At 63.2% G+C, this 15,707-nt stretch carries 18 protein-coding genes; 7 read left to right on the forward strand and 11 right to left on the reverse strand.

The window, feature by feature from the left end; all coding sequences use genetic code 11:
• Positions 1–50 precede the first annotated feature (50 nt).
• The 7 genes from ku (at position 51) to CG51_RS14195 (ending at position 8,386) form a co-directional block, all read left to right on the forward strand.
• Positions 51–887, forward strand: a complete 837-nt coding sequence (ku, locus tag CG51_RS14165; RefSeq protein ID WP_035746048.1) for a non-homologous end joining protein Ku — start codon at positions 51–53, stop codon at positions 885–887.
• Positions 888–890: 3 nt separating this feature from the next.
• Positions 891–3,434 carry a DNA ligase D gene (ligD, locus tag CG51_RS14170; protein WP_035746050.1) on the forward strand — a complete coding sequence of 848 codons (2,544 nt, stop codon included), beginning with the start codon at positions 891–893 and terminating at the stop codon, positions 3,432–3,434.
• Between the two features lie 127 nt (positions 3,435–3,561).
• Positions 3,562–4,362, forward strand: a complete 801-nt coding sequence (locus CG51_RS14175; RefSeq protein ID WP_035746052.1) for a division plane positioning ATPase MipZ — start codon at positions 3,562–3,564, stop codon at positions 4,360–4,362.
• 164 nt (positions 4,363–4,526) lie between these two features.
• Positions 4,527–5,627, forward strand: a complete 1,101-nt coding sequence (locus tag CG51_RS14180) for an ABC transporter substrate-binding protein (RefSeq protein ID WP_051930625.1) — start codon at positions 4,527–4,529, stop codon at positions 5,625–5,627.
• A gap of 44 nt (positions 5,628–5,671) precedes the next feature.
• On the forward strand, positions 5,672–6,559 hold the full coding sequence (locus CG51_RS14185; RefSeq protein ID WP_035746054.1) for an ABC transporter permease: 888 nt from the start codon (positions 5,672–5,674) through the stop codon (positions 6,557–6,559).
• On the forward strand, positions 6,556–7,338 hold the full coding sequence (locus CG51_RS14190) for an ABC transporter permease (RefSeq protein ID WP_035746056.1): 783 nt from the start codon (positions 6,556–6,558) through the stop codon (positions 7,336–7,338). The genes CG51_RS14185 and CG51_RS14190 overlap by 4 nt, the downstream gene beginning before the upstream one ends.
• A gap of 1 nt (position 7,339) precedes the next feature.
• A complete protein-coding gene (locus CG51_RS14195) occupies positions 7,340–8,386 on the forward strand; it encodes an ABC transporter ATP-binding protein (RefSeq protein WP_035746058.1) in 1,047 nt (348 codons plus the stop codon).
• Here CG51_RS14195 and CG51_RS14200 read toward each other — a convergent pair.
• From CG51_RS14200 to CG51_RS14250, 11 genes are all read right to left on the reverse strand, one after another.
• Complete coding sequence (locus CG51_RS14200) at positions 8,383–9,537, reverse strand: sensor histidine kinase (protein ID WP_035746060.1); 1,155 nt, start codon at positions 9,535–9,537, stop codon at positions 8,383–8,385. The genes CG51_RS14195 and CG51_RS14200 overlap by 4 nt on opposite strands.
• A gap of 134 nt (positions 9,538–9,671) precedes the next feature.
• On the reverse strand, positions 9,672–9,893 hold the full coding sequence (gene rpmE / locus CG51_RS14205; protein ID WP_035712819.1) for a 50S ribosomal protein L31: 222 nt from the start codon (positions 9,891–9,893) through the stop codon (positions 9,672–9,674).
• Positions 9,894–9,904: 11 nt separating this feature from the next.
• The gene (rplS, locus tag CG51_RS14210) at positions 9,905–10,273 is read right to left on the reverse strand and encodes a 50S ribosomal protein L19 (protein WP_035712817.1); all 369 of its coding nucleotides are present in this window, start codon (positions 10,271–10,273) and stop codon (positions 9,905–9,907) included.
• Entirely contained in the window at positions 10,270–11,175 is a 906-nt protein-coding gene (trmD, locus tag CG51_RS14215; RefSeq protein WP_035746062.1) for a tRNA (guanosine(37)-N1)-methyltransferase TrmD, read from the reverse strand. The genes rplS and trmD overlap by 4 nt, the downstream gene beginning before the upstream one ends.
• Positions 11,172–11,666: a ribosome maturation factor RimM gene (rimM, locus tag CG51_RS14220; protein ID WP_035746063.1), complete on the reverse strand. Its 495-nt coding sequence runs from the start codon at positions 11,664–11,666 to the stop codon at positions 11,172–11,174. The genes trmD and rimM overlap by 4 nt, the downstream gene beginning before the upstream one ends.
• Positions 11,667–11,764: 98 nt before the next feature.
• Complete coding sequence (gene rpsP / locus CG51_RS14225; protein WP_035746065.1) at positions 11,765–12,115, reverse strand: 30S ribosomal protein S16; 351 nt, start codon at positions 12,113–12,115, stop codon at positions 11,765–11,767.
• A gap of 72 nt (positions 12,116–12,187) precedes the next feature.
• Positions 12,188–12,490 (reverse strand): chorismate mutase, encoded by a 303-nt coding sequence (locus tag CG51_RS14230; RefSeq protein WP_035746067.1) that lies wholly within the window; start codon positions 12,488–12,490, stop codon positions 12,188–12,190.
• Positions 12,487–13,038 (reverse strand): GNAT family N-acetyltransferase, encoded by a 552-nt coding sequence (locus CG51_RS14235; RefSeq protein ID WP_233141197.1) that lies wholly within the window; start codon positions 13,036–13,038, stop codon positions 12,487–12,489. Before CG51_RS14235 ends, CG51_RS14230 begins: the two co-directional genes overlap by 4 nt.
• On the reverse strand, positions 13,035–14,519 hold the full coding sequence (gene ffh, locus CG51_RS14240; RefSeq protein ID WP_035746071.1) for a signal recognition particle protein: 1,485 nt from the start codon (positions 14,517–14,519) through the stop codon (positions 13,035–13,037). The genes CG51_RS14235 and ffh overlap by 4 nt, the downstream gene beginning before the upstream one ends.
• Before the next feature lie 239 nt (positions 14,520–14,758).
• The gene (locus CG51_RS14245) at positions 14,759–15,028 is read right to left on the reverse strand and encodes a hypothetical protein (protein WP_035746074.1); all 270 of its coding nucleotides are present in this window, start codon (positions 15,026–15,028) and stop codon (positions 14,759–14,761) included.
• A 72-nt stretch (positions 15,029–15,100) separates the two neighbouring features.
• Positions 15,101–15,376 carry a hypothetical protein gene (locus tag CG51_RS14250; protein ID WP_035746077.1) on the reverse strand — a complete coding sequence of 92 codons (276 nt, stop codon included), beginning with the start codon at positions 15,374–15,376 and terminating at the stop codon, positions 15,101–15,103.
• Between the last annotated feature and the right edge of the window lie 331 nt (positions 15,377–15,707).

Raw genomic sequence — 15,707 nt, forward strand, 5'->3', positions numbered from 1 at the left:
CGGAACCGTTGCGGCGTTGGGCAGGATCGTTTCCCGGCTGGGAGAGGCCGATGGCACCGCGCGCGCTTTGGAAAGGTTATCTCAAGATAGATGAACTGGTGTGTCCGGTGGCGCTCCATGCCGCGGTCTCCACTGCGGAGCGCGTGTCCTTCCATATCATCAACCGTAAGACGGGTGATCGGGTGCGGCGGGAAATGCTGGACGCGGAAACCGGCAAACCCGTCCCCCGCGAGGATCAGGTCAAGGGATATCGCACAGAGGAAAACCGGTACATCTTGCTTGATCCCGAGGAGATCGCGAGCGCGGTTCCGAAGTCGGACAAAACGCTCGATGTTTCCCGGTTTCTTGCCTGTGACGAGATAGAGACAGAATATTTCGACAAGCCGTATTACATCACACCGGCCGATAGCGGCGCGCGTGCGGCCTATGAGCTGATCCACGCCGGCCTCGCACGGGGGTCGGCGGCAGCGATTGCCGATGCAGTCCTGTTCCGCAAAGAGCGGTCCTTGTTGATCCGAGCGCATGACGGAGGTCTTGTCGCGCATACGCTAAAGTTCGACTATGAGGTGAGAAGCGCTTCTGATGCTTTTGATTCCATTGGTGATTATGACATTGGTGGCGAGATGCTCGATCTTGCCGAACATATCATCGACACCAAGCGCGGCGACTTCAAGCCTGAGGAGTTCGAGGACCATTACGACGCCGCTCTGGCGGAGCTGGTGCAGGCCAAGATCGCAGGCCGTGCCATGCCCAAGCCCAAGCCCCGGAAGGAGGAGAAGGTGGTCAACTTGATGGAAGCGCTCCGGCTCAGCGCGGGCGGGAAAGCCGCGACCAAGGCTGCTCCCAAGAAAGCGCCAAAGAAACCCTCGCAGAAAAAGAGTGCCTGACGGATGGCGCTGGAAACCTACAACGCCAAGCGGGATTTTACGCGCACTTCCGAGCCACAGGGCAAGACCACCACGGGTGAGGGCGGACTTTACGTCATCCAGAAACACGATGCGCGGCGGCTGCATTACGACCTGCGGCTGGAGTTGGACGGCGTACTGAAGAGCTGGGCCGTGACGCGCGGGCCGAGCCTCGATCCCGCGGAGAAGCGGTTGGCTGTCGAAGTGGAGGACCATCCGCTCGATTATGCCACGTTCGAAGGCTCGATCCCGAAGGGGCAATACGGCGGTGGCAGCGTCATCGTCTGGGACAAGGGGCGCTGGCGACCGGATTTCGACCCGCACGCCGGTTTGAAGAAGGGCCATCTGGAGTTCGAGCTGGAGGGCGAGAAGCTGCATGGCCGCTGGCATCTGATCCGCATGAAACCGCGCCGGGGCGAGAAGCGGATCAACTGGCTGCTCATCAAGGCGGAGGATGGCGACGCGCGGGAGGCGGGCGACATCCTGAAGGAGGCACCTCGTTCCGTCGCGAGTGGTCGGACGGTAGAGGAGGTGGGCAAGGGTCTCGGCAGCGCCGCTAAAGTTTCCAAGGCGACGGTTCAGAAGGGCACGAAGGTGGGCAAAACCGCACCGCTCATGTCCCGCGCGGCGAAGACTCGACAGAGAAAGCTGGAAAGCACGACCGCGCGTCCGGGCGCCAGCGAACGTAACGCCGGGGACAGTCACGCCGGAAAGAAGCCGGGTCGGAAGGAAAAGCTGCCGGATTTCATCGAGCCCATGCTGGCCACGCTTGTGGGGCATCCCCCCGCGGGCGGCGACTGGCTGCACGAGATCAAGTTCGACGGCTACCGCCTGCTGGCCCGTCTGGAGAAAGGGAAGGTGCGCCTTCTGACTCGGAGCGGACTGGACTGGACGGAGCGGTTCTCGGGGCCGCTGACCGAGGCGTTGGAGGCGATCACCGCGACCGCCGCGATGATCGACGGCGAACTGGTGGTGGAGAAGGCTTCCGGCGTCTCCGATTTCGGTGCGTTGCAAGCCGATCTTTCCGGCGGGCGGGCGGACCGGTTCGTCTACTACGCCTTCGATCTTCTACATCTGGATGGCTATGGTCTGCGCGCCCTGCCGCTGGTGGACAGGAAGGCGGCGCTGGAGCGCCTGGTCCCCCGCGAAGGCCCGGTTCGGTTCAGCGCGCATTTCGACAACGACGGTGCCGATGTGCTGGCGCATGCCTGCGGGTTGAAGCTGGAGGGCATCGTCTCCAAGCGCGCAGTTTCACCCTATGTATCCGGGCGGGGGCGGGACTGGGTGAAGGCCAAATGCGCCTCCCGGCAGGAGTTCGTGATCGGCGGGTTCACGCAATCCTCCGCCACGCCGCAGGCGATCGGGTCGCTGGCACTAGGTGTGCAGGAAGCCGGGGCCTTGCGCTATGTGGGACGGGTGGGGACGGGGTTCACGGCAGAGGTTGCGCATGACCTGTGGGTGCGTCTGACGGCTTTGGAAAGTGACGACAGCCCATTCAGCGCGCAGTTGGATGCTACCGCCCGGCGCGGGCTTCACTACGTCCATCCGGATCTGGTGGCGGAAGTCGAGTTCCGGGCATGGACATCTGACGGGCGCCTGCGCCACGCGGCCTTTCGCGGGTTGCGGGAAGACAAGCCTGTAGGCGACATCGTGCGGGAGGAAGCAGCCGTGGAGCGTCCGGCAAGCGTGGAACTCACCCATCCCGACCGTATTTACTGGCCGGCAGAGGGTGTGACGAAAGCGGATCTGGCCGATTACTACACGCGGGTCTGGCCGCGGATCGCCCCCTTCGTCACCGGCCGCGCGCTGGCGCTGCTGCGGTGCCCGGAGGGTATAGAGGGGCAAAGTTTCTTTCAGAAACACGCATGGCGCGGCATCCCGGAGCAGGTCCATCAGGTCAAGGATCCGAAGAACCCGGAGGAACCCTTTGTCGCGATTGACGATCTCGATGGGCTGATCGCGCTCGTCCAGTCTGCCGTGCTCGAGATCCACCCCTGGGGATCCACCCTGCAGAGCTGGGAGAAGCCCGACATGATCGTGATGGACCTCGACCCCGGCGAGGGGGTTGGCTGGCCCGATATCGTCAGCGCGGCGGGCAAGGTGCGGGAGCGGCTGGAAGAGGCGGGTCTTGCAGCCTTCGTCAAGACCTCGGGCGGCAAGGGGTTGCATGTGGTAGCACCCCTCACCCCGAAGGCGACTTGGCCCACCGTGAAGGCCTTCACCAAATCGCTTGCGGAGGCGATGGCTGCCGAGGAGCCGGAGCGTTTCGTGGCAACGATCAGCAAGGCCAAGCGCAAGGGCCGGATCCTGATCGACTACCTGCGTAATCAGCGTGGGATGACGGCAGTTGCCCCCTATTCGACCCGCGCGCGCCCCGGCGCTGCGGTTTCCATGCCGGTCCCGTGGGAGGCGCTGCCCGGGATCGGCCCGCAGGACTTCACTGTCCTGAACATCGCGGATCACCTTGCCAGCGACCCGTGGGAGACGTTCCGGGCCTCCGCCAAACCCCTGCCGACGCGACGGAGATAGGCGGGGCGCGGGAAATGATGCAGCGCGGCCACGGTCCTGAGAGAGTGGCTCACCCGCTTTCCATAACGAAACCGCCCTCCTATAGTCGCTTCGCGCCGGGGTGAGCGCGACAGGACGGGAAGCGGGCGTGGCGCATTTCATCATTGTCGGGAACGAAAAAGGCGGCTCCGGCAAGTCCACGACCTGTATGCATGTCGCCACAGCGCTTACACGGATGGGCCATCGCGTCGGCGCGCTCGACCTCGACCTCCGGCAGCGGAGCTTTGGGCGGTATGTTGAAAATCGTATGGCTTTCGTGCGCCGTTCGGGCATTGATCTGCCGACACCGACGTACCGGATGCTCCCTTCTGGCCAACCGCCCGCAGGGCAGGACCATGCCGATTGGGCCCTCTCCAGCGCTTTGTCGGACCTTGAACCGCTGTCGGATTTCATCCTTATCGACTGCCCCGGATCCCATACACGGCTGAGCCAGCTGGCCCATTCCATGGCAGACACGCTCATAACGCCGCTCAACGACAGTTTCGTTGATTTCGACCTGCTGGCGCGGACCGATCCCGACACGGGAAAGGTCACTGGCCCGTCGATCTATGCCGAAATGGTCTGGGCCGCGCGGCAGGCGCGTTCCGCCGCCAGGCTACGGCCCATCGACTGGCTTGTGGTGCGCAACCGGCTGGGCGCGCAGCAGATGCACAATAAGAAGAAGGTGGGTGAAGCGCTGGACCAGCTTTCACGTCGCATCGGCTTTCGCGTAGCGCCCGGATTTTCCGAGCGCGTCGTCTTCCGCGAACTCTTCCCGCGCGGGTTGACCCTTCTGGACCTGAAGGACGTGGGGGTTGAGAACCTCAACATGTCCAATATCGCCGCGCGGCAGGAACTGCGCGATCTGATGAGGGAACTGAGCCTTCCGGGCGTGACGGTGGACTTCTGAAATGCCGCGTTATCAGGCATTTCCGATGAACTTTTCCTGTCATCGCATTGTCACTCAACCTGCTTATTGCGTTGCGCGGCCTTTGCGGCTTACCTGAACCCGCACCGGGATCCGGGGCCAAGAATGGTTTGGCGCGGTTATGCGCCCCGATAGGGAGTTTATTCATGTTCCGACACGCTCTGATCGCCGCCACGGCGGTTGCTGCGATTCTTGGCCCCGTTGCGGCTTCGGCACAGTCGCTTGACGCGCTCATAGAGGGGGCGAAGAAGGAGGGCATGCTGACCACCATCGCCCTGCCGCATGACTGGTGCGGCTACGGGGGGGTGATCGCCGGGTTCAAGGCCAAGTATCCCTTCCTGACGATCAACGAGCTGAACCCGGACGCGGGTTCCGCCGATGAGCTTGAGGGCATCCGCGCCAACAAGGACAACAAGGGCCCGCAGGCTCCCGATGTGATCGATGTGGGATTCTCCTTCGGTCCGCAGGCGAAGGAAGAGGGGCTGATCATGCCCTACAAGGTCTCCACCTGGGACACGATCCCGGAGGCTGCGAAGGATGCGGACGGCTACTGGTACGGCGACTATTATGGCGTCCTCTCCTTCATGGTGAACAAGGATCTGGTCGACGAGGTCCCTAAGGACTGGTCGGACCTGCTCAAGCCCGCATACGCCAATTCCGTGGCACTGGCGGGGGATCCGCGCGCGTCCAACCAGGCGATTCTGGCGGTGCTCGCAGCCGGCATGGCCAAGGGTGCCGAAGCCGGAGAAGCGGCGGGCAAGGCCGGGCTCGACTACTTCGCCGAAATGAACAAGGCCGGGAACTTCGTGCCGGTGATCGGCAAGGCGGGAACGCTGGCTCAAGGGGCGACGCCCATCGTCATCTACTGGGATTACAACGCGCTTTCCGCCCGCGACACGCTGAACGGAAACCCTCCGGTTGAGGTTGTCGTGCCCGCTTCCGGCGTTCTGGCGGGCGTCTATGTCCAGGCGATCTCCGCCTATGCGCCGCATCCGAACGCGGCAAAGCTGTGGATGGAATATCTCTATTCCGACGAGGGTCAGCTCGGCTGGCTCAAGGGCTACTGCCACCCGATCCGGTTCAACGATCTCGCTTCCCGCGGGGTCATCCCGCAGGAGATGATGGACGCGCTCCCCCCCGCATCGGCCTATGAAAAGGCGGTGTTCCCCTCGCTGGAGGAGCAGGAGGCGAACAAGGCGGCCGTCACCGCCGGCTGGGACAGCGTCGTCGGCGCGAACGTCCAGTAACAGGGCAGGCGGGACCGGCCTGCCCGGTCCCGCTCCGCAGATCCATGGCCTCAACCCCCGACAGCCCCGCTTTGCCCGCAGAACGCGCGCGGCCTGCCCTTCTCTGGGTCGGTGTCGTGCCGTTCTTCCTGTTTGCCCTGCTGTTTCTTCTGCTGCCGACACTGAACATCGTGCTCGGGGCGTTTCGTGACAGCGACGGGGCCTTCACGCTCGACAACCTGAAGAACCTCTCGCAGCCGTCGATCGTCGCCTCCTACTGGATTTCCATTCGCGTGAGCCTCGCATCCGCTTTGCTGGGTTGTCTGATCGGCTTCGGCATCGCCGCGGCGCTGACGGTAGGGAATTTACCCGACTGGCTTCGCGGGCCGGTTCTGACATTTTCCGGCGTTGCCTCCAACTTCGCGGGCGTGCCACTGGCCTTTGCCTTTCTTGCGACGCTGGGGCGGCTCGGGTTGGTCACTGTGTTCCTGCGGGAATGGTTCGGCGTGAACCTCTATGCGCTCGGCTTCAACCTGCTGAGCTTCTGGGGCCTGACACTCACCTACCTGTTCTTCCAGATCCCGTTGATGATCCTCATCATCACGCCCGCGCTCGATGGGCTGAAGAAGGAATGGCGGGAGGCGGCCTCCATCCTCGGCGCGACGGGCTGGCAATACTGGCGCATCGTGGCGCTGCCGATTCTGTGGCCCTCGCTGCTCGGCACGTTTGCCTTGCTCTTCGCAAATGCGTTCGGCGCTGTCGCCACGGCCTATGCGCTGACCGGGTCCTCGCTCTCCATCGTGCCGATCCTGCTGTTCGCGCAGATCAGGGGGGATGTGCTTCAGGATCCGCATCTGGGTTATGCTCTGGCTTTCGGGATGATCGTGATTACCGGCATCGCCAATGTCATCTACATGGTGCTGCGCGTACGGGCCGAGAGGTGGCAGAAATGACGCGGCTGTGGTCCTGGCTCGCGCTCATCGTCGGGCTGCTCTATTTCTTCGTGCCGCTGATCGCGACCGTCGAGTTCTCGCTGAGGATGGAGCGGGGGACCTATTCGCTCCGGGCCTACGAAGTCGTGCTCTCCGACCAGCGTTTTCAGCAGACCTTCCTCTACTCCACGGTGATGGCGTTCTGCACCATTCTGATGGGGGTGCTGATCGTTGTGCCGACCGCCTATTGGGTGCGGCTGAAGCTGCCGCGGCTGCGCCCTGTGGTGGAATTCGTGACGCTTCTGCCGCTGGTCATTCCGCCCATCGTCGTCGTGTTCGGCTATATCCGGCTTTACAATACCTCATCGCTGCTGCCGTTGACGGGATCGCTGACGGGGACGAACTTCCTTCTGCTCATGGGCTATACGGTCCTGGCGCTTCCCTACATGTATCGCGCGGTCGATACCGGCCTTCGGTCCATCGACGTCGCCACGCTGACGGAGGCTGCCCAGTCGCTTGGCGCGGGCTGGGTCACGATCCTGTGGCGGGTCATACTGCCCAATGTGCTGGTGGCCGTGCTGTCCGGTGCCTTCCTGACCTTTGCCATAGTCATTGGCGAGTTCGTGCTGGCGGCCCTGCTGAACCGGCCGGCCTTTGGCCCCTACATGCAGCTTCTGGGGGCAAACCGCGCCTATGAACCGGCGGCGCTCGCCGTCATCGCCTTTGGCATCACCTGGGCGTGCATGGGGCTTATCCAGCTCGTCACCCGCCTTTCACGACATACCCGGATCAAACGCTGACATGGCCTTTCTTGACCTCGTCCATATCGAAAAAGCCTTCGGCACGACCCGCGTGGTGAAGGATTTCAACCTGACCGTGGAGAAGGGGGAGTTCGTATCCTTCCTCGGCCCTTCCGGTTGCGGAAAGACCACAACGCTGCGGATGATCGCGGGGTTCGAGACGCCGACATCCGGCTCCATCCGCATTGATGGGCGCGAGGTGACGGCGCTGAAACCCAATCAGCGCAACATCGGTATGGTGTTCCAGAGCTATGCGCTGTTCCCCAACCTCACCGTCGATCAGAACGTAGACTTCGGTATGCGCGTGGCCGGGGTGGACCGCGCGACCCGGCGGGCACGGGTGAATGAGATGCTGGGGATCGTCGGTCTTGGCGATTTCGGGGCGCGCTATCCGTTCCAGCTGTCCGGTGGGCAGCAGCAGCGCGTGGCGCTGGCCCGCGCGCTGGCCGTGCAGCCGCAGGTGCTGCTGCTGGACGAGCCGCTCTCCGCGCTGGACGCAAAGATCCGCATCTCGCTTCGCGAGGAAATCCGCGCCATTCAGCGCAGGCTTGGCATCACCACGATCTACGTCACCCACGATCAGGAGGAGGCGCTCTCCATGTCCGATCGCGTGGTGGTCATGAACCAGGGCCGAGCGGAGCAGGTCGCGCAACCTTTCGAGATCTACAATCGCCCGGCCACCCGTTTCGTGGCCTCTTTCGTCGGTACACTCAACACGTTCGAGGGGGAGGTGGAGGATCCTGCGACCGGCGAGGTGCGGCTCGGGCTGGAGCGGGTTTCGTTGGGCCGCGCGCTTCCCGCAGGTCGTGTCACGCTCGCACTCCGCCCTGAAATGCTGAAACTCGGCGGGGGCGAGGGACGCGTGACACTTCCCGCCACGGTCCGCGAGGTGCATTTCCTCGGCTCTGTCATCCGCATGCGGGCCGATGTGGCCGGGGCAACGGTGGCTTTTGACACGTTCAACATGTCGGATGCGCCACCGCCCGAAATCGGCGCGGTCGTACGGCTGGGTATCCGTCCGACGGACATTCTGGTTCTTGGCGACTAAAGCGGCAGCTGCACGGAAAAACTGGTCGTTCCTGCCTTGCTGTCCACCTCAATGTCGCTGCCATGCGCGCGGGCGATCTCGCGCGCAATGTACAGGCCCAGTCCGAAACCCTCCCGGCTTGAATTCCGATGGCGTCGGAAGAATGGTTCGAAGATCTGCGCCATGAGAATGTCGGATATGGGGTCGCCGCCGTTCGTCACCGAAATCCTGTAAGTCTCGCTCTCGCGGCTCCCGACAAGACCGATGGGCGTTGCTATGTCGCCATGCAGAATGGCGTTGGCCAGAAGGTTCGACAGGAGTTGACCCATGCGGCGGGCATCGCAGGTGACCGTCGCATGCTCAACGTCAACATCAAAGCTGCGCTCGGGATGGGCGAGCCGCAACTCCTCCAAGGTCTGCATCATAACGACATCGATCTGGACAGGCTGAGGGTCGAGGATCATGCCTTCGCCAAGGCGCGAACGGGTGAAGTCCGTCACATCGTCCAGCATTCGCGACATGCGGACGACACTTCCCTCCATGAGGGCCATGAGCTCCGCAGTCTTGTCCGCCGGAAGATTGCGCCGGAGCATACGCATGCCCGCTGAAAGCGAGGCGAGCGGATTGCGGAGGTCATGACCGAGAATGGCGATGAACTGCTCCCGGAAGGCGTTGATCTCCTGTTGCTGGCGGAGACTGTCTTCTGCTGCCGCGAGTTTGTCGCGCTCCGAGAGGTGAAAGGCGATGAGTTCGGTGAAAAGCGAGAAGGCGCCCTGAACGGTCGTGGTCCGCAGAATGCGGGGCTGGCGATCCATGGCGCAGAGCGTTCCAAAGAACCGACCATCGGGCAGGATGATTGGGTAGGAGATGTAGCTTTCCGCTCCGCAAAACTCCGGGCGGTGACGCGTCTCACCGTGCTCTATCTGCTCCATGATGATGGGGCGGCGCACATCCTCTGCGTCGGAGGAGTGCGGGTCGAGGTACAGTTCCATGCCGTCTGCAATTCCGAAACCTGCATCATCGGTTGCTCGGCAGACGATCCAGCGCTCCCCCGATACGTAGGTCACAGCGGCAAATCCCATGCCTGTCACCTGGCCGACGACATCAAGGATCAGCGGCAACGCGTCGATTCCCGCGACAAATTGCGTGACGGTATCCGGACGGAATGGCAAGTGATGGACCTCCCCAGCCGATCAGGGCTTTGGATTTCAGGAGTACGAAAGGCGGGAAAGGCAACCACCCGCAAATGGAAACGGCGCGCCCAGGATGACTGGGGCGCGCCGATAGTTCAGGCAGAGTGCTGGTCTCAGAAACCGAGACCGGCGTATTTGTTCTTGAACTTGGACACACGACCGCCAGTGTCCATCAGCTTGGCGGAGCCACCGGTCCAAGCCGGGTGGGCGAGCGGGTCGATGTCCAGCGCCATCTGATCGCCTTCCTTGCCCCAGGTGGAGCGGGTCTGGAAGACGGTACCATCGGTCATCTTGACGTCGATGAGGTGATATTCGGGGTGGATGCCCTTTTTCATCGCGACGATCCTCAGGCTTTGGGTTTGTAATTGGTGACTTCCGCGATACGTGCGGATTTGCCGCGACGGTCACGGAGGTAGTAGAGTTTCGCCCGGCGGACACGGCCGCGGCGCACCACTTCGATCGACTCGATGTTGGTCGAGTAGAGCGGGAAGACGCGCTCGACACCTTCGCCAAAGGAAATCTTGCGGACGGTGAACGAGGCCGAGACACCGCCGCCCTTGCGGGAGATGACGACGCCTTCGTAGTTCTGGACGCGGGAGCGCGTGCCTTCCGTCACCTTGAAGCCGACGCGCACGGTGTCGCCAGCCTTGAAATCCGGAATGGTCTTTCCGAGGCTCTCGATATGTTCGGCCTCGATCTGCGCGAGAAGATTCATCGCGTATCTCCTGGTTCCGCGGTTTTTCCGCGTTGGTGAGTGCCGCCCGAGAGCTCTCGGTCTTCCATCGGGTCCCCACCTTCGGCTTCCGGCCTGTCAGCCATCCGCGTGATGTGAGCCCGCCAGAGATCGGGTCTGCGTTCCTTGGTCAGCCTTTCGGCCATGTCCCTGCGCCAGGTGGCGATCTTCGCGTGATTGCCCGACAGGAGAATGTCGGGTATCTCGCGGCCTTCCCAGACAGGGGGCTTCGTATACTGCGGATGTTCAAGAAGTCCATCCGAAAAGGATTCCTCTTCGGTGGACTGCTGATTCCCGAGTACGCGCGGTATAAGCCGGACCGTCGCATCGATCAAGGCCTGAGCGGCGATCTCCCCCCCCGTGAGGACGAAATCGCCAAGGCTGACCTCCTCCACCCCGTAATGTTCGAGCACACGCTCATCCACCCCCTCGAAACGGCCGCAGAGGAGGGTGATGCCGTCGGCTTCCGAAAACCGCCGCGCTGTGGCCTGATCGAAGGGGCGGCCGCGGGGCGAGAGATAGACGACGGGCCAGCGCGTCCGGTCCTGAGGCGCGCCGATGGCGGCTTGATCCAGTGCCTTGGAGACCACATCCGCCCGGAGCACCATGCCCGCGCCGCCGCCTGCGGGCGTGTCGTCCACATTTCGATGACGACCCTCGCCGAAGGGGCGCAGATCGATGGTTTCCAGTGCCCAGAGACCCATGTCCAGCGCTTTTCCGGTGAGGGAAAGGCCCAGCGTGCCGGGAAAGGCATTGGGAAAGAGGGTGATGATCCGCGCCGTCCACGCGCCTTTCAGGCGGGGGTTGTGGCTCATCAGTTCCCGCGGCTGAACAGAGGCGGAGATGGCGAGGCGGCCGTGGGATTTCGGAGGAGCGCCGCTCATCCGGCATCCTCCGGCAGGTCCACGACGACCCGGCCAGCGGCAAGGTCCACCGTGGGCACGACGGCACGGGTGAAGGGCAGGAGCAGCAGGCGCGGGCCTGCGACCTCAATGATGTCGCCCGCGCCATGGTTGTAGATCGCGCGCACCCGGCCAAGCTCTGTGCCGCCCGTATCGACCACAGTGAGGCCGATCAGGTCGGTATGGTAAAACTCGTCGTCCGGCAGAGAGGGGAGCCGGTCCCGGTCGGTGAACAGTTCCACCCCCTTCAACGCATCCGCCTCCTCCTTGGTGGAGATGCCGGAGAGGCGCGCGGCGAGGCCGTTCGGGATCGCGCGCGTGATCGTGACGGAGAAGCTGCGCTTTCCGTCTTCGGTCCAAAGGGGGGCATAAAGGGCGATGTCCGTCGGGTCCGAGGTATAGCTTTTCAGCCGCACCTCACCCCGGACGCCGAAGGCGCCGGCGATCGCACCCACGCAAATCCTGTCGCTCATGCGTTCATTCCGGCCTGCTAGGAATGCGGAGTGTGCGCCCTTGCGGGCACACACGAGAGATGCTCCGGTTTTTCCGACGGGAAAAACCGGCTGCCGGATTACTCGGCCGCAGCTTCGGCTTTCGCGGCACGCTCTTTCGCGCGCTCGGTGGCCTTCTTGCCGGGTTGAGCGGCTTTCGGGTTGTTGCGGACGGCCTTCTCGCGATGGCCGGCAGCTTCGAGGAAGCGGGCGACGCGGTCGGTCGGCTGCGCACCTTGGCTCAGCCAATAGGTGACGCGCTCCATGTCCATCTTCACGCGGTCTTCGGAGTCCTTCGGCAGCATGGGGTGATAAGTGCCGAGTTTCTCGATGAACCGACCGTCGCGCGGCATGCGGCTGTCGGAAGCGACGATCGCGTAATACGGACGTTTCTTGGAGCCCCCACGGGCGAGGCGGATCTTCATAGCCATGTCATGTCTCCTGTATCTGGCTGTTCGGCGGGTTGCCCCGCCATCCGGTGTCTGTGCCTTGTGCGCCGGGCGTCACTTGGCGGTTTGCAGCTTCTCGTGGTGACGGATCACCTCCGAGATGATGAAATTGAGGAAGGAGCGCGCAAACTCCGGGTCGAGGTCCGCTTCTCTGGCGAGCCATTCGAGCCGCTCGATCTGCTGGGATTCCCGCGCGGGGTCGGACGGGGGAAGCGCGTGTTCCGCCTTCAGCCGCCCGACCGCCTGAGTGTGCTTGAACCGCTCCGCCAATGTGTAGACCAGGATCGCGTCCAGCCGGTCGATGGAGTCGCGATGATTGCGGAGGAGTTCGGCCGCACGGGCCGTCGCGTCGGTCATTGCAGGCGCTCCGGTGCTGGATGGCGATAGGCGATGCAGGGATCTGCATCGCGCAGGATGACGCTCGGGTCGGGCTGCGCGCCCAGCCGCTCGGCAAGGCGGAGCGAGCGAGGATTATCCGGGCTGATGTAGCTGACCGCCGTCGTCCAGCCGAGCGTGCGGTAGGCCCAGTCGCGCGTCGCCTCTACGGCTTCGCGGGCATAACCTTTGCCCTCCAGTGCCGGATCCCACAGCATCCAGCCGATCTCCGCCTCAGGCCAGCCTTCCGGGAACCACGGGCCGGCCATCCCGACGGCGGTATCCTCCGCCGCTTTCAATGTGATCGCAAAGCTGCCGTAACCGCGGAGCGTCCAGTGGCCGATAACCCGCGCCAGCACTTTCCAGGCATCCTCGGCATCGAGGGGGCCGCCGACGAAACGGGAGCGGTCGCTGGCGAAGAAGGCGGAGAAATTCTCCACGTCGCGCGCGTCAAGGCCGCGCAGCACCAGGCGCTCCGTCCTCAGGACGGGTGGTATGGCCATGCCCCTGTGACGCGCGAATAGCTTCATTTCTTCTTGCCGATCCCCGAAAGGCCGGCCGGCAGCGTCAGCCCCTTGGGCATGCCGGGCGCCGCGGGCATCTGGTTCTGGAGCGCTTTCAACGCGGCAGGATCCATGCCCTTCGCCAGTGCTTCCGGGTCGCCCTTGCCGAACATCTTCATGGCCTGCTTGAGCATGCCACCTTTGCCCATCTTGCCCATTTTCTTCATCATGTCAGCAGTCTGGCGGTGCATCTTGAGAAGTTTGTTGAGGTCGGACACATCCATCCCGGCTCCCGCCGCGATCCGCTTCTTGCGGCTGGCCTGCAACATGTCCGGGTTGGCGCGCTCCCGCTTCGTCATGGACTGAATGAGCGCGATCTGACGGCGGATCATCCGGTCGTCGACACCGGCTTCTTCCATCTGTTTGGACATCTTGCCCATGCCCGGCATCATGGACATCATGCCTTGCATACCGCCCATCTTCAGCATCTGGTCAAGCTGCATCCGCAGGTCGTTCATGTTGAACTGACCCTTCTGGAAGCGCTTGAGCATACGTTCGGCCTGTTCGGCCTCAAACGTTTCCTGCGCCTTTTCGACAAGCGCGACGATATCGCCCATGCCGAGGATGCGGCCCGCGACGCGATCCGCGTCGAAGGTTTCCAGGGCATCCATCTTCTCGCCAAGGCCGACGAAGCGGATGGGCTTGCCCGTGACCGCGCGCATGGAGAGCGCAGCGCCCCCACGCCCGTCACCGTCCATCCGGGTGAGCACGACACCGGAAATGCCCACCTTGCCGTCGAACTCCGTCGCGACGTTCACCGCGTCCTGACCGGTCAGGCCATCGACCACCAGCAGCGTCTCGCGAGGCTGGGCCACATCGCGGACGGCCTGGACTTCATCCATCAGCACTTCGTCGATATGCAGCCGCCCGGCGGTGTCAAGGATATAGACGTCGTAGCCGCCGAGCGATGCCTGCGTCTTCGCCCGCTTCGCGATCTGGACGGCGCTCTCACCCTTGACGATGGGGAGCGTGTCCACGCCGACCTGCTGACCGAGGATCGCAAGCTGCTCCATCGCCGCGGGCCGGTTGGTGTCCAGCGAGGCCAGCAGGACGCGCTTGCCGTTCCTGTCCTTCAGTCGCTTGGCGATCTTGGCGGTGGTGGTGGTCTTGCCAGACCCCTGAAGGCCGACCATCAGGATAGGCGCGGGCGGATTGTCGATCTTCAGCGAACCGGGATCGCCGTCACCCTTGAGAACATGGACAAGCTCATCATGGACGATCTTGACGACCTGCTGACCCGGCGTGACCGATTTCGTGACATGCTGCCCCGCGGCCTTCTGCTGGACGGCCTTGACGAAATCCCGCGCAACGGGAAGCGAAACGTCCGCCTCCAGCAGCGCCACGCGGACCTCGCGGAGCGCCGTCGCCACATCCTCCTCGGTCAGCGCGCCCTGACGGGTGAGCCGCTCGAAGACGCCGCCAAGGCGTTCGGACAGGTTCTCGAACATGCGCGATCCTCCTCGGACCAGTTTTCCGGCCGTGACCGGGTATTCCAAAACGACAACGGCACCCGTGGGCGCAACGCGCTGACGGATGGCGATCCCCCGCCTTTGCAGGGGACCGGAAGACACAATGCTCCCGGAATTGCGCGACGGATACGCCTTGGAGGCGTGTATGTCAACACAAAGCCGGCTCATCCATGGATGGCCGGCTTTGCTCAGGCTGGTATGCTAGTATAGCGAGACGATCAGTCGTTGGCGTAGTCCGGCACCGCGATGGCGGTCGGGTTCTGCGCACCGCGCGTCACGCTGGCGTCGTGATTGAGAATGAGCTCCATGCGCTCGGTGTCATTGTGGCGTTTCGCGCTGTCGAGCTGGATCAGCTCGTTGGTGCTGAACCGGGTGGGATCGACGCCGAGTTCGGCCGCAAGCTGGGCTTTACCCGCGTTGACGCCCTGAGCCATAACGGGAGCGGCAAGGCCGAGAAGGGCGACGGTCATGATGGTCTTGGCAAACATGTCTCTATTCCTATTTTCTTGCTGCAAATGCAGCTTTCCTTGGGGGGTGGGGCGGGCTGCCCCGGCTTACTCTCAGTGACGCGTATCAGCGTAACCCGGCACCATCAGCGCCGTGGGAGTGTTCGCGTCGCGTGTTACGCCAACCTCCCTGTCCATGATGCGGCTCCAGAGCTGGCTGTCGTGGTTGCGCTTGGCAGTATCGAGTTGAATGAGTTCGATCAGCGTGAAAGCCGACGGATTCACGCCGAGTTCCGCCGCCATCTGCGCCTTGCCGGGGTTAACGCTCTCCGCAGCAACGGGAGCGGCAAGGCCGAGCAGGGCGACGGTCATGATGGTTTTGGCGAGCATTTCAAATTTCCTTTCGACACGGGGCCGTGTTTTGGCTCCTAATCTCCCGGTCTTTTCCTGTGCCGGTGACGGATATATGGGCTCTGTCTTTCTGAGGGTGAAGGGCGGATTATGCAAAAGTCTGTGCATCTGTGCACAGCACTTGTGAGCAGCTGAGGATTTGAAAACGGGAACAATTTCCTTGTTGGCGCTGCGCCGGATCGCGTGAACAACCGTGTTCGTCCCGCATCACCCTGGCTGCAGCGCCACCGCGCATATTGAGAAACGAAAAGCCGCGTGCAACTCTCCCCTGTCACGCCTTCAACCCACATTCTCCAAGTAAGTCGCTGAT

The sequence above is a fragment of the Haematobacter missouriensis genome, assembly GCF_000740775.1.
Taxonomy (GTDB): Bacteria; Pseudomonadota; Alphaproteobacteria; order Rhodobacterales; family Rhodobacteraceae; genus Haematobacter; species Haematobacter missouriensis.

Bases quoted from the DNA above. Each gene is read 5' to 3' on its own strand.
- CG51_RS14190 (WP_035746056.1), top strand. From the start codon at position 6,556: ATGACGCGGCTGTGGTCCTGGCTCGCGCTCATCGTCGGGCTGCTCTAT.
- trmD (WP_035746062.1), bottom strand. From the start codon at position 11,175: ATGAGCGGCGCTCCTCCGAAATCCCACGGCCGCCTCGCCATCTCCGCC.
- CG51_RS14235 (WP_233141197.1), bottom strand. From the start codon at position 13,038: ATGAAGCTATTCGCGCGTCACAGGGGCATGGCCATACCACCCGTCCTG.
- CG51_RS14230 (WP_035746067.1), bottom strand. From the start codon at position 12,490: ATGACCGACGCGACGGCCCGTGCGGCCGAACTCCTCCGCAATCATCGC.
- ku (WP_035746048.1), top strand. From the start codon at position 51: ATGGCACCGCGCGCGCTTTGGAAAGGTTATCTCAAGATAGATGAACTG.
- CG51_RS14245 (WP_035746074.1), bottom strand. From the start codon at position 15,028: ATGTTTGCCAAGACCATCATGACCGTCGCCCTTCTCGGCCTTGCCGCT.
- rplS (WP_035712817.1), bottom strand. From the start codon at position 10,273: ATGAATCTTCTCGCGCAGATCGAGGCCGAACATATCGAGAGCCTCGGA.
- CG51_RS14185 (WP_035746054.1), top strand. From the start codon at position 5,672: ATGGCCTCAACCCCCGACAGCCCCGCTTTGCCCGCAGAACGCGCGCGG.
- CG51_RS14250 (WP_035746077.1), bottom strand. From the start codon at position 15,376: ATGCTCGCCAAAACCATCATGACCGTCGCCCTGCTCGGCCTTGCCGCT.
- rpsP (WP_035746065.1), bottom strand. From the start codon at position 12,115: ATGGCTATGAAGATCCGCCTCGCCCGTGGGGGCTCCAAGAAACGTCCG.
- ffh (WP_035746071.1), bottom strand. From the start codon at position 14,519: ATGTTCGAGAACCTGTCCGAACGCCTTGGCGGCGTCTTCGAGCGGCTC.
- ligD (WP_035746050.1), top strand. From the start codon at position 891: ATGGCGCTGGAAACCTACAACGCCAAGCGGGATTTTACGCGCACTTCC.
- rpmE (WP_035712819.1), bottom strand. From the start codon at position 9,893: ATGAAAAAGGGCATCCACCCCGAATATCACCTCATCGACGTCAAGATG.
- CG51_RS14180 (WP_051930625.1), top strand. From the start codon at position 4,527: ATGTTCCGACACGCTCTGATCGCCGCCACGGCGGTTGCTGCGATTCTT.
- CG51_RS14195 (WP_035746058.1), top strand. From the start codon at position 7,340: ATGGCCTTTCTTGACCTCGTCCATATCGAAAAAGCCTTCGGCACGACC.
- rimM (WP_035746063.1), bottom strand. From the start codon at position 11,666: ATGAGCGACAGGATTTGCGTGGGTGCGATCGCCGGCGCCTTCGGCGTC.